Genomic DNA, 12,414 nt, shown 5'->3' with positions numbered 1-12,414 from the left:
AAACGCATCGCCCATGAATGCCGCAAAACGTCTTGAAATTTTCCGCAGGTTTCACGAAGACAACCCTGAGCCGAAAACCGAACTGGCCTACTCCTCCCCGTTCGAATTGCTGATCGCCGTGATTCTCTCGGCGCAGTCGACCGATGTCGGCGTGAACAAGGCCACCGCCAAACTGTTCCCGGTGGCCAATACGCCGGCGGCGATCCATGCCTTGGGCGTCGAAGGGCTGTCGGAGTACATCAAGACCATTGGCCTGTTCAACAGTAAAGCGAAAAACGTGATCGAAACCTGTCGTTTGCTGGTGGAGCGCCATGGCGGTGAAGTACCGCAGACCCGCGAGGCACTGGAGGCATTGCCCGGCGTCGGTCGCAAGACCGCCAACGTGGTGCTCAATACCGCCTTTCGTCAGTTGACCATGGCCGTGGACACTCACATTTTCCGGGTCAGCAACCGTACCGGCATCGCTCCTGGCAAGAATGTGGTGGAGGTGGAGCAAAAACTGATGAAATTCGTGCCGAAGGAATATCTGCTCGACGCTCATCACTGGCTGATTCTCCACGGGCGCTACGTTTGCCTGGCCCGCAAGCCGCGTTGTGGCAGCTGCCGGATCGAGGATTTGTGCGAATACAAGCAAAAGACCTCGGACGATTGAGGCGCTATTAGTTTTATTGATCGACCGATTGAAAAAATCTTTTTTACCCGCCGGGAAATTGTCGATATAAGGAGCGCCAAAGGGCAGCCTTAGCCTGGAGTTAACCTTATGAGCACTGGCAAAGAGCAATTGGACGTAGAAGACGACTTCACCCCCGTTGAGGCCGATGACGCAGAGCCGGTAGTGGAAGTGGCGAAGACCAATCTGAGCAAACGCCGCACCATCGACAATCTGCTGGAGGAGCGCCGACTGCAGAAGCAATTGGCCGATTACGATTTTGACTTGTGACACTTAAAAGCCTCCCGAAACGGAGGCTTTTTACTAAGTGCCGACCCCTGATAAACGCCCGTTCATCGCGCCTCGTCAAACGCTGGCAACTTCATACCAGGCCATTGCGCTGGGCCAATTCGATCAGGTCGACCAGTGAGCGAGCATTGAGTTTTAAAAGAAGACGAGTCTTGTAAGTACTGACTGTTTTATTGCTGAGGAACATTCCATCGGCGATTTCCTTGTTTGTCTTTCCTCGGGCCAACTGTTGCAGGACCATCATCTCTCGCCCGGACAAACGATCCACCATATCAGCTTCACTGGCGTTCCCCAGACTGGAGCGCACGGTATGCAGAGCCTGATTAGGAAAGTAGCTATAACCTGATAGCACGGCTTTTATTGCACTGAGCAACTCAGTGAGATCCTGTTGTTTGCAAACATATCCGGCGGCCCCCGACTGCATGCAACGCATGGAAAAATGTCCTGGCGCCTGGGATGTCAATATCAGCACTTTAAGAGGCATCGCCGTCGATGTCAGGCGCGCGATAACTTCCAACCCATCCAGTTTCGGTATTCCAATATCCAATATAACAATGTCCGGCATAAGATCACGAGCGAGTTGCAATGCGTCCACACCATTATCTGTTTCTGCAATGACTTCGTAGCCATGACGTTCCATTAGCATACGTACCGCGAGACGAATGACGGGGTGATCATCCACGATCAGCACTTTATTCATGGGCAAGTCCAATTTTCGCTGTTCGAATTTTTAGAGCCCGCACCATAGCCTAGTCGTTTCACCCATGGCATGCCGTTACCCCCAGCCACTCGCAGCGAGAGACATAGCCTACAAACAACACGGATTATTCCTACAAAAAATCATTGCGTAACATGAGTCATGGGATTGCCACTAGCCGAACGGCGCTCGGCACTTCGACAGTTTTTTTGTATCGACTTTAAACCAAAAAAACACAAGAACGGGGTTTGATACTAGTAATCCGACAGACTTCAACTATTGAGCTACCCTTAAAAGTAACGAGCATTTTCCAATCCCTGCACAACTGGAATCGAGCGACTTATGAAAGCTCATATACAGCAACATTTCACCCACAAAATAAACCCATATAATTTTAAAACAAATAAACAGCCATACCTGAACCAATAACAATACAGCTACTATAACGCCCCCTATTACTCAGCAAAAAAAAGGAGCCCAAAATAACAACAGAAAAAAGTCACTCATTAAACACAGCCCCGAGATCCACCCCACAAACAAATCGAGAAGAAATAATATCTCCATGAGCAGAAGACATGATAAAACTCAAAAAAAGAATCACCAACCCCATGACAATCATTGCAATATTTGCAGTATTATCTGAAACATCGGCCGCTGTATCCCTCCCCTTTCTCGACAACAAGGAAAGAGAACTCTATGTCTGGTTCCTGATTAGCTTTCCCTTTTATTTACTTTTTCTTTTTTTCGTCACACTCAACTTCAACTATCGATCGCTTTACGCGCCCTCTGACTTCGAGAAAGGGAAGCACTTCATGAAAGTCATGGAGAACGCTAACCGGTCAGGAAACGACCCTTCCTGGATACCACCAGAAAGCTCGACCCAGCACCATGTACGCCTGCCCGAGCACTTAAAAGACCTGCATATCATTGATGCACGCTGGATGAACAATAAAATGGCATTCAACGCCTTGATGGAGAAAATTCAGCAAGCACAGGAAAATCCTGCGCAGGTGATCGTATTTCTCACCTGTGCCGAATCGGAGACGCAGCTGAAGGAAAGTGCGTTCCAGCTTTCAAAACACACCAGGAAACGCAACGGCGCAACGTTCTGCATTGCTTACAATTTGAATTCACACGGTCTGACGATGATTGGTCAAAATCTTTACAGGCACACAGCAGCCAGCTCTTGAAGAGCCATCGGGGAAAGAAGCGAAGAAAGGAATTAACACAGACAAGAAGAAAAGCTGAACACGCAGTGTACGACAGGGTATCCCTCTTTCAGATTTGTGGCCTCATCAATGAGGCCACAAATCCATTACCGACTCAAAGGTCTCAAAAAAGCTTCCGGCCTTTGTTCGCCGCGATGCGCATGCGCAAGGCGTTGAGCTTGATGAAGCCCGCCGCATCGGCCTGGTTGTAGGCGCCGCCATCTTCCTCGAAGGTCGCGATGTTGGCGTCGAACAACGACTCGTCGGACTTGCGGCCAGTGACGATCACGTTGCCCTTGTACAGCTTCAGGCGCACTACGCCGTTCACGTGGGCCTGGGAAGCGTCGATCATCTGTTGCAGCATCAGACGCTCAGGGCTCCACCAGTAACCGGTGTAGATCAAGCTGGCGTATTTAGGCATCAGCTCGTCTTTGAGGTGAGCCACTTCGCGGTCCAGGGTGATCGATTCGATCGCACGGTGAGCGCGCAGCATGATGGTGCCGCCCGGGGTTTCGTAGCAGCCACGGGACTTCATGCCGACGTAGCGGTTTTCGACGATGTCCAGACGGCCGATACCGTGTTCGCCACCGATACGGTTCAAGGTCGCCAGCACGGTGGCCGGGGTCATTTCGACGCCGTCCAGTGCCACAATGTCGCCGTTGCGGTAGGTCAGTTCCAGGTATTGCGCTTTGTCAGGAGCCTTCTCCGGGGAGACGGTCCAGCGCCACATGTCTTCTTCGTGCTCGGTCCAGGTGTCTTCCAGCACGCCGCCTTCATAGGAGATGTGCAGCAGGTTGGCATCCATCGAGTACGGGGATTTTTTCTTGCCGTGACGCTCGATCGGGATCGCGTGCTTCTCGGCGTAATCCATCAGCTTCTCGCGGGACAGCAGGTCCCATTCGCGCCATGGAGCGATCACTTTCACACCTGGCTTCAAGGCGTAGGCGCCCAGTTCGAAACGAACCTGGTCGTTGCCCTTGCCGGTCGCGCCGTGGGAAATGGCGTCAGCGCCGGTTTCGTTGGCAATTTCGATCAGGCGCTTGGCGATCAACGGACGAGCGATGGAAGTACCCAGCAGGTACTCGCCTTCGTAAACGGTGTTGGCGCGGAACATCGGGAACACGAAATCGCGCACGAATTCTTCGCGCAGATCGTCGATGTAGATTTCTTTTACGCCCATGGCCTGTGCCTTGGCGCGGGCCGGTTCGACCTCTTCGCCCTGACCCAGGTCAGCGGTGAAGGTCACTACTTCACAGTTATAAGTATCCTGCAGCCACTTGAGGATCACCGAAGTGTCCAGGCCGCCGGAATACGCCAGAACGACCTTGTTTACGTCCGCCATGCCATCACTCCACGGGGTTCTACGGAAAGCCGTCAAGTCTACCGCCCATGCAGAATAATTTACAGAGGCGCGACAGCTTATGACGACGAAGCGACAGATTATGTCGAGCGAGCGACGATTTCAGCAGCTTCAGGAGGCCTTCGCGCTGCCCGCGGAAGCGGTGGCTTGAGGCGCCGGTGTCTCGGTCGGCGCTACCCGTTCGAGGCGTACGGCAACCCGACGGTTCTTCGCCCGATTGGCGGCATTGTTGTTCGGCGCCAGAGGATAGCGCTCACCGTGAAAACGCAGGGTGATCTGCGATTCCTGGATACCGTGGGCCTTGAAGAAGTCCATCACGGCCAGCGCCCTGCGTCGTGACAGCTCACGGTTGGTCAAGCGGTTGCCGCTGTTGTCGGAATGGCCGTCGAGTTCAATATGGTTGACCGTCGGATCGGCTTTCATGAATTCCAGCATGACCTGCAAATGGGCCTTGGCTTGGGCGTCGAGATCGATGCCTTCCCCCGGAAAGCCGACTTCGGATTGCTTCACCTGCTCGAAATTCTGCGGCAGCAACTTGGCCACGCAACCCTGATAGTCACTGTAGGCCTTGCTGAATTTGACTGGCAGCAGACGGACTTCAGACACCCGGCCGTCACCTGAGGAGTGTCGAACGACCGGGCTGCGGCCATCCATCAACCCGCTGATCAGGCGCCCGGCCTGAACTTGCGAGCTGTTGAACAGCACGTTGCCACTGCCGATTCGCACCGAGCCCAGGTTGATGTCGCCACGCCCCGGCTGCCATGGTGCAGCGGCCGCCAGCAAGGTCGCGGAACCGCCACCGATCATCGAGTTGTAAGCCTTCAAGCGAAATGTCGCCTGCTCGCCGGCACGACGCACGAACTCACCCGAGCCGAAATCGGTGATGGGTTGAGTCAGGCGGCATTCGAACTTGTCGCCTTCGACCGTCCACTCGATGCTCTCCAGAGGGGTCTGAAAAGTGAGCGCCATCGCAGGAAGGCTGGCAAACACACTGAGCAAGGCTAAATAACGCTGGCGCACGGGAGGCTCCACTGGCTTCTGCAACAAAAAGACCGACACACATATTTACGGCATACCTGTTGGATATCGGAAGCTTGCCGCAAAACTTGATAGCGAGTGCCTGCAAGAGTCTTTTCCGGTAGCATTCCCCTGAGTTTGACCCGCCTGGAATCCCCTCATGTCCGACCGCCTGACCCTGCTGCGTCCCGACGACTGGCATATTCATCTTCGCGATGGTGCTGTGTTGCCCAATACCGTCGCGGATGTCGCGCGCACCTTTGGTCGCGCCATCATCATGCCCAACCTGGTACCGCCAGTGCGCAACGCTGCTGAAGCCAATGGCTATCGCCAGCGGATTCTCGCCGCGCGTCCGGCCGGCAGCCGTTTCGAACCGCTGATGGTGCTGTACCTGACCGACCGCACCCAGCCCGAAGAAATTCTTGAAGCCAAGGCCAGCGGTTTCGTTCACGCCGCCAAGCTGTACCCGGCCGGCGCGACCACCAACTCGGATTCTGGCGTCACCAGCATCGACAAGATTTTCCCCGCGCTCGAGGCCATGGCCGAAGTCGGGATGCCCTTGTTGGTTCACGGTGAAGTCACCCGTGGCGATGTCGACGTTTTCGATCGTGAAAAAATCTTCATCGATGAGCACATGCGTCGAGTGGTCGAGCGCTTCCCGACCCTCAAAGTGGTGTTTGAACACATCACTACCGCCGATGCCGTGCAGTTCGTCAACGAGGCTTCGGCCAATGTCGGTGCAACCATCACCGCGCATCACCTGCTGTACAACCGCAACCACATGCTGGTGGGCGGGATTCGGCCGCACTTCTATTGCCTGCCGATCCTCAAGCGCAATACCCACCAGGAAGCCCTGCTCGACGCCGCTACCAGCGGCAGCGACAAGTTCTTCCTCGGCACCGACTCGGCACCCCATGCCCAGCACGCCAAGGAAGCAGCTTGCGGCTGTGCCGGTTGCTACACCGCTTATGCCGCGATCGAGATGTATGCCGAAGCCTTTGAACAGCGCAACGCGCTGGACAAGCTCGAAGCCTTCGCCAGCCTCAACGGTCCGCGTTTCTACGGCCTGCCGGTGAACACCGATCGCATCACCCTGGTCCGCGACGAGTGGACCGCCCCAACCAGCCTGCCGTTTGGCGAGCTGACCGTAATCCCGCTGCGCGCCGGTGAAAAACTGCGCTGGCGCCTGCTGGAGGAACACGCGTGAGTGAAGACCATTTCGACGACGAACAGGACGGTAATGGCGGCGGAGGCGGTTCCCGCCATCCAATGGCAGCCAGGTTCCGTGGTTACCTGCCGGTCGTTGTCGACGTAGAAACCGGTGGCTTCAACTCGGCCACCGATGCCCTGCTGGAAATCGCCGCCACCGTGATCGGCATGGATGAAAAAGGCTTTGTGTACCCTGAGCACACCTATTTCTTCCGGGTCGAGCCTTTCGAAGGCGCGAACATCGAAGCGGCAGCCCTGGAATTCACTGGGATCAAGCTCGATCACCCATTGCGCATGGCCGTGAGTGAAGAAGCGGCCCTGACCGATATCTTCCGCGGTGTGCGCAAGGCTCTGAAGGCCAACGGTTGCAAACGGGCGATTCTGGTCGGACACAACAGCAGCTTCGACCTGGGTTTCCTCAACGCCGCTGTCGCGCGCCTGGACATGAAACGCAACCCGTTTCATCCGTTTTCCAGCTTCGACACGGCGACCCTCGCCGGCCTGGCCTACGGTCAAACCGTATTGGCCAAGGCCTGCCAGGCAGCCGATATCGACTTCGACGGTCGCGAGGCCCACTCGGCCCGCTACGACACCGAGAAGACGGCTGACCTGTTCTGCGGCATCGTCAATCGCTGGAAACAAATGGGCGGCTGGGAAGACTACAACGACTGATGCCTGTCGCCGGTTTATCCCGCCCATAAAAAAACCGGCCTCAGTGAGGCCGGTTTTTTATGGCCGGACGCCTGGCTTACAGCGCAGCAGCGTGCTCGGTCAGGTACGCTGCAACGCCTTCTGGCGAAGCGTTCATGCCTTTGTCGCCTTTTTTCCAGTTGGCCGGGCAAACTTCGCCGTGCTCTTCGTGGAATTGCAGAGCGTCAACCAGACGGATCAGTTCTTCCATGTTACGGCCCAGCGGCAGGTCGTTGATGATCTGCGAGCGGACAACGCCTTTGTCGTCGATCAGGAACGCACCACGGAACGCCACGCCGTCAGCGGACTGAACGTCGTAAGCCTTCATGATTTCCTGCTTGATGTCAGCAGCCATGGTGTAACGAACCTGGCCGATACCGCCATTGTTCACCGGGGTGTTACGCCATGCGTTGTGGGTGAAGTGCGAGTCGATCGAAACGGCGACCACTTCAACATTGCGTGCCTTGAAGTCAGCCATGCGGTTGTCCAGAGCAATCAGCTCGGACGGGCAAACGAAGGTGAAGTCCAGTGGGTAGAAGAACACCAGGCCGTATTTGCCTTTGATGGCCGAGGACAGGGTGAAGCTGTCTACGATTTCGCCATTGCCGAGTACGGCCGGTACGGTGAAGTCAGGGGCTTGTTTGCCTACGAGTACGCTCATTGGATATCTCCTGGTGTAATAACGTTGAAGAACAGAGTTCATGCCAGCCTGTCACCCTCAGGCGACAGCCCTGTGACACGAACCTCCTTCGCAAAAGGCCGACCATCATACACCGCGTTTTTCGCCTGTCCTCAACGGTTTTTTCTTGAAGGTAAAAAGGCCGCTGTTATATTTTTTTCATGGCAGCTGTGAAGGCCGTTCGTCAGTCACAAGCCTTTATGACGAAAAGCTTTCAGAAACCACTTTGACAATCATTCTCGTTAACATTAAGATCCATCGCAATTGAGTCACAACCAGCGACGGTTCTCACTTATGTATGTCTGCCTCTGCACTGGCGTCACCGACGGTCAAATCCGCGATGCAATCTATGAAGGTTGCTGCAGCTACAAGGAAGTCCGTCTGGCTACCGGCGTAGCCGGCCAATGTGGTAAATGCGCTTGCCTGGCCAAGGAAGTGGTGCGCGAAACACTGGGCAAGCTGCAATCAGCCCAGGCGGCGATTCCCTACCCCGCAGAATTTACCGCCGCATAACTACCCATATTTCGAAGAACCGGACTTGATGTCCGGTTTTTTTATGTCTGAAAATCAATCGCTTAGGGCCTAGACGCGGAACACAAACATTCTTATTCCGATTAATTTTCATTTAAGTTTCAATAACTTAGGTTTGACACTATTAATTACGCGGCTCAAACTCTGCCTTATATACAGCTAATACAGGGCAGGACTCCGACCATGAAAGGCGACGTTACAGTCATCCAGCATCTCAACAAAATCCTTGGCAATGAGCTGGTCGCGATCAATCAGTACTTCCTGCATGCGCGCATGTATGAAGATTGGGGCCTGAACAAGCTAGGCAAGCACGAGTACCACGAATCCATCGACGAGATGAAGCACGCTGACAAGCTGATCAAGCGCATCCTGTTCCTTGAAGGCCTGCCGAACGTCCAGGACCTGGGCAAGCTGCACATCGGCGAGCACACCAAGGAAATGCTTGAGTGTGACTTGAAGATCGAACGCGACGGCCATGCCGATCTGAAAGTCGCTATCGCTCATTGCGAAACCGTCGGCGACTTCGGTAGCCGTGAGCTGCTCGAAGACATTCTTGAATCCGAAGAAGAACATATCGATTGGCTGGAAACCCAACTGGGCCTGATCGATAAAGTCGGTCTTGAGAACTATCTGCAGTCGCAGATGGGCGAAGAGTAAGTTCTGCGCCGCTAACCCCGACGCAATAAAAAGCCCCGCTCTCTTTTACAGAGGCGGGGCTTTTTTAATGACCGAATTTCAGGCTCACCCTGGAACAAATGTGGGAGCGGGCTTGCTCGCTCCCACACACAGCGAATCAGGCTTCGGTCTTGTTCGCTGCGGCTTTTGCTGCTGCGTCTTTGATCAGTGCCTGCAACGAACCGTCAGCAGACATTTCAGTCATGATGTCGCTACCGCCGACCAACTCACCGCCGACCCACAGTTGCGGGAAGGTTGGCCAGTTAGCGTACTTAGGCAGGTTGGCGCGGATTTCCGGGTTCTGCAGGATATCCACATAGGCAAACTTTTCGCCACAGGCCATTACAGCCTGAGCGGCTTTCGCGGAGAACCCACACTGCGGGGCATTCGGCGAGCCTTTCATGTAAAGCAGAATGGTGTTGTTGGCAATCTGCTCTTTAATCGTTTCGATGATATCCATGGAGCACCTCGGCTGAACTTTCCGACTCAGTGGTCGGCACGGTGGCGCATTGTAACGGAAACCCGAGCGCCATGCTCGGCCTCCCCGACAGACATGTTCACGCCGCCGCCACGGTCACCGGCACGCCATTCAACGCCGCATTGCCCGACAACTCATCGAGCTGACATTCGTCAGTCAGGTCATTGGCGCTGGAGCCTGGCTGGCTACTGGCAATCGACATCTGCACACCCGGTCGCGCATGACCCCAACCGTGAGGAAGGCTGACCACACCTTTCATCATATCCAGGCTGGCGACCACTTCAACCTCGATCACGCCGACCCGCGAACTGACGCGCACCCGCTGCCCATCGCTGAGCCCGCGGCTGGCCAAATCGTCCGGGTTCATCAGCAGTTGATGCCGCGGTTTGCCCTTCACCAGACGGTGATAGTTGTGCATCCATGAGTTGTTGCTGCGCACATGACGGCGGCCGATCATCAGCAACTCATCGGCAGCCGGTGCTTGTAGTGCCGCGAAGCGCGCCAGGTCGGCGAGGATCTCGACAGGCGCCGCCTGGACTCGTTGATTGGCGGTTTTCAGGCGTGGTGCCAGGTTGGGTTTGAGCGCCCCGAGATCGATACCGTGAGGATGATCGAACAAGGTCGCCAGCGACAGTTTGTGTTCCGAAGCGTCGCCATACAGGCCCATCCGCAGCCCTCGGTCGATCATCTGCGCTGGCGCGATAGTTGGTTTCAGCTCCTTGCCGGTCTTGGCCGCAAAGGCTTTGGCCAGCCCCACGAAAATTTCCCAGTCATGCAGCGCGCCTTCGGGCTTGGCCAGGATCGCCCGGTTGAAGCGGGTGACGTTGCGCACCGCGAACATGTTGAACGTGGTGTCGTAATGATCGTTTTCCAACGCCGAAGTCGACGGCAGGATCAGGTCGGCATAACGCGTGGTTTCATTGATGTACAGGTCGACGCTGACCATGAACTCCAATCCGTCCAGTGCCTGCTCCAGTTGTCGGCCATTGGGCGTGGACAGCACCGGATTACCCGCCACGGTGATCAGCGCGCGGACCTGCCCTTCCCCTTCGGTGAGCATCTCTTCGGCCAGCGCCGACACCGGCAGTTCTCCAGCGTATTCTGGACGTCCGGACACCCGGCTCTGCCACCGGTTGAAATGCCCGCCCGAGGTCGATGCCACCAGATCCACCGCAGGCTCGGTGCACAACGCACCGCCCACCCGGTCGAGGTTGCCCGTGACCAGATTGATCAGTTGCACCAGCCAATGGCACAGGGTGCCGAAAGCCTGGGTCGAAACGCCCATGCGGCCATAGCAGACCGCGGTCGGCGCTGCCGCGAAGTCGCGCGCCAGTTGGCGGATCTGCTCGGCGGGCACTGCGCACAACGGGCTCATGGCCTCGGCGGTGAAACCTGCGATCTCCCCACGCACTTCATCCAGGCCGTCGACCGGTAAATGACTGTCGCTGGCCAAGCCTTCAGTAAACAAGGTATTGAGCAGCCCGAACAACAGCGCCGCATCGCCACCGGGGCGCACGAACAAATGCTGATCGGCAATCGCCGCCGTTTCGCTGCGACGCGGATCGACCACCACCACTTTGCCGCCCCGCGCCTGAATCGCCTTGAGGCGCTTCTCTACATCCGGCACGGTCATGATGCTGCCGTTGGAGGCCAGTGGATTGCCGCCCAGGATCAGCATGAAATCGGTGTGATCGATGTCCGGGATCGGCAACAGCAAGCCGTGGCCGTACATCAAGTGACTGCTCAGGTGATGGGGCAACTGATCGACCGATGTCGCGGAAAACCGGTTACGGGTTTTCAGCAGTCCGAGAAAATAATTGCTGTGGGTCATCAACCCATAGTTATGCACGCTGGGGTTGCCCTGATAGACCGCCACCGCGTTCTGCCCGTGACGCTCCTGAATCGCCGCCAGGCGGTCGGCCACAAGGCTGAAAGCATCTTCCCACTCGATAGGCTGCCATTCGCTGCCTACTCGCAGCATCGGCTGACGCAGGCGATCCGGATCGTTCTGAATGTCTTGCAGGGCTACCGCTTTGGGGCAGATATGCCCGCGGCTGAAGGTGTCTTGGGGGTCACCCTTGATCGAGGTGATCTGTACGCCGCTGCCTTCGACCTCGGAGGTTTCGATGGTCAGGCCGCAGATGGCTTCACACAAGTGGCACGCACGGTGATGGAGAGTCTTGGTCATGGCCAGTCTCTGTTTTGTTCTGGGCGGGTAATATCGGCCGCGGGAACAAAACTATGGCGCGCGATTCGCCCCTTTGCCAGCGACGTTCGTCTTGTGAATTGGCGACCATCAGGCCAGCCGATGGCCGCAAGGGATCAGTTCGACGGTAGACTCGGCGGCGCCTGCAACTGAATCTCCTCGATGGTTTCGATCTGCTCATGGGCAACATGCACGCCGGTGAGCTCGCCGATCAGTCGCCAATGCTCGTCGAGCCCGGCGCTGATGGTGGCCATGCGGTCGATCATGCGCCGGCCAGCCGCCTTCGTGACTTCGTCTTCACTGCGCAACAGCTCGAAAGACATCGAGGTCATGGAAGCGGTGAGGTGAGTCAGGGAGCGTGCCGTAAGGCCGAGTAGCTCCATCAACAGTTGTTCTTTCGATTCCATTCCAAGGGCTTCCTGCGTCGCTCGTGACCTAGTTATAACCCAGCACTTTGCTTTAGCAAATGTTTCGGACAACACACATTGCCCGCTAGAGGCCCGAATGACAGGTCAAAAACCGACCGTCAGCGTGTCGCCCGCGCCCTGTTTGATTGCCAAGCCCGGCGAGCCCAGTGTACAAATGGTTAGCTGCTGTCAGGAAACAGGCTTCAAAAGCGCTATTGCGGTCACCCGTAGCCCCTCTGAAATCCCCTAAACACCGTAGCCCATTGGAAAAACGCGACATTTAATGTCAATATCGCGCC

Annotated in this window: 14 protein-coding genes; 7 read left to right on the top strand and 7 right to left on the bottom strand. The window is 56.1% G+C overall.

All coding sequences use genetic code 11. The features are described 5' to 3' along the window. Positions 1-13 precede the first annotated feature (13 nt). Together nth and PSH88_RS06585 are read left to right on the top strand one after the other, a co-directional pair. A complete protein-coding gene (nth, locus tag PSH88_RS06590) occupies positions 14-652 on the top strand; it encodes an endonuclease III (RefSeq protein ID WP_007938911.1) in 639 nt (212 codons plus the stop codon). Between the two features lie 108 nt (positions 653-760). Beyond that, positions 761-940, top strand: coding sequence for a PA3496 family putative envelope integrity protein (locus PSH88_RS06585; RefSeq protein ID WP_007898493.1), 180 nt, complete (start codon positions 761-763; stop codon positions 938-940). A gap of 91 nt (positions 941-1,031) precedes the next feature. Here the strand turns inward: PSH88_RS06585 and PSH88_RS06580 are convergent, their stop codons facing one another. Beyond that, on the bottom strand, positions 1,032-1,658 hold the full coding sequence (locus PSH88_RS06580) for a response regulator transcription factor (protein ID WP_008069501.1): 627 nt from the start codon (positions 1,656-1,658) through the stop codon (positions 1,032-1,034). A 572-nt stretch (positions 1,659-2,230) separates the two neighbouring features. On the opposite strand from PSH88_RS06580, the gene PSH88_RS06575 reads away from it, so the two are divergent. Then, on the top strand, positions 2,231-2,845 hold the full coding sequence (locus PSH88_RS06575; RefSeq protein ID WP_305425442.1) for a hypothetical protein: 615 nt from the start codon (positions 2,231-2,233) through the stop codon (positions 2,843-2,845). A gap of 142 nt (positions 2,846-2,987) precedes the next feature. Here PSH88_RS06575 and PSH88_RS06570 read toward each other — a convergent pair whose 3' ends face one another. Further along, entirely contained in the window at positions 2,988-4,205 is a 1,218-nt protein-coding gene (locus PSH88_RS06570) for an argininosuccinate synthase (RefSeq protein ID WP_223489117.1), read from the bottom strand. Between the two features lie 129 nt (positions 4,206-4,334). Then, entirely contained in the window at positions 4,335-5,243 is a 909-nt protein-coding gene (locus PSH88_RS06565; RefSeq protein WP_305425441.1) for a flagellar protein MotY, read from the bottom strand. A 157-nt stretch (positions 5,244-5,400) separates the two neighbouring features. Between PSH88_RS06565 and pyrC the strand changes: the two genes are divergently transcribed. Continuing rightward, complete coding sequence (pyrC, locus tag PSH88_RS06560) at positions 5,401-6,447, top strand: dihydroorotase (protein WP_305425440.1); 1,047 nt, start codon at positions 5,401-5,403, stop codon at positions 6,445-6,447. Further along, a complete protein-coding gene (rnt, locus tag PSH88_RS06555; RefSeq protein ID WP_007898509.1) occupies positions 6,444-7,121 on the top strand; it encodes a ribonuclease T in 678 nt (225 codons plus the stop codon). The genes pyrC and rnt overlap by 4 nt, the downstream gene beginning before the upstream one ends. A gap of 76 nt (positions 7,122-7,197) precedes the next feature. On the opposite strand, the gene PSH88_RS06550 is transcribed toward rnt, so the two are convergent. Next, positions 7,198-7,800: a peroxiredoxin gene (locus PSH88_RS06550; RefSeq protein WP_007938920.1), complete on the bottom strand. Its 603-nt coding sequence runs from the start codon at positions 7,798-7,800 to the stop codon at positions 7,198-7,200. 312 nt (positions 7,801-8,112) lie between these two features. Here PSH88_RS06550 and PSH88_RS06545 point away from each other — a divergent pair, with 312 nt between their 5' ends. Beyond that, positions 8,113-8,331: a bacterioferritin-associated ferredoxin gene (locus PSH88_RS06545; protein ID WP_305425438.1), complete on the top strand. Its 219-nt coding sequence runs from the start codon at positions 8,113-8,115 to the stop codon at positions 8,329-8,331. Positions 8,332-8,532: 201 nt separating this feature from the next. After that, entirely contained in the window at positions 8,533-9,006 is a 474-nt protein-coding gene (gene bfr / locus PSH88_RS06540; protein ID WP_019581554.1) for a bacterioferritin, read from the top strand. 136 nt (positions 9,007-9,142) lie between these two features. Here the strand turns inward: bfr and grxD are convergent, their stop codons facing one another. The 3 genes from grxD to PSH88_RS06525 all read right to left on the bottom strand — a co-directional run bounded on the left by grxD (position 9,143) and on the right by PSH88_RS06525 (position 12,115). Beyond that, positions 9,143-9,484 (bottom strand): Grx4 family monothiol glutaredoxin, encoded by a 342-nt coding sequence (gene grxD, locus PSH88_RS06535; protein WP_305425437.1) that lies wholly within the window; start codon positions 9,482-9,484, stop codon positions 9,143-9,145. Positions 9,485-9,581: 97 nt separating this feature from the next. Then, the gene (locus PSH88_RS06530) at positions 9,582-11,690 is read right to left on the bottom strand and encodes a molybdopterin oxidoreductase family protein (protein WP_305425436.1); all 2,109 of its coding nucleotides are present in this window, start codon (positions 11,688-11,690) and stop codon (positions 9,582-9,584) included. Positions 11,691-11,824: 134 nt separating this feature from the next. Then, the gene (locus PSH88_RS06525; RefSeq protein ID WP_008069494.1) at positions 11,825-12,115 is read right to left on the bottom strand and encodes a hypothetical protein; all 291 of its coding nucleotides are present in this window, start codon (positions 12,113-12,115) and stop codon (positions 11,825-11,827) included. Positions 12,116-12,414: the final 299 nt, after the last annotated feature.

It is taken from the genome of Pseudomonas wuhanensis (genome assembly GCF_030687395.1).
Lineage (GTDB): Bacteria > Pseudomonadota > Gammaproteobacteria > Pseudomonadales > Pseudomonadaceae > Aquipseudomonas > Aquipseudomonas wuhanensis.
This window is presented reverse-complemented; position numbering and strand designations above follow the sequence as displayed.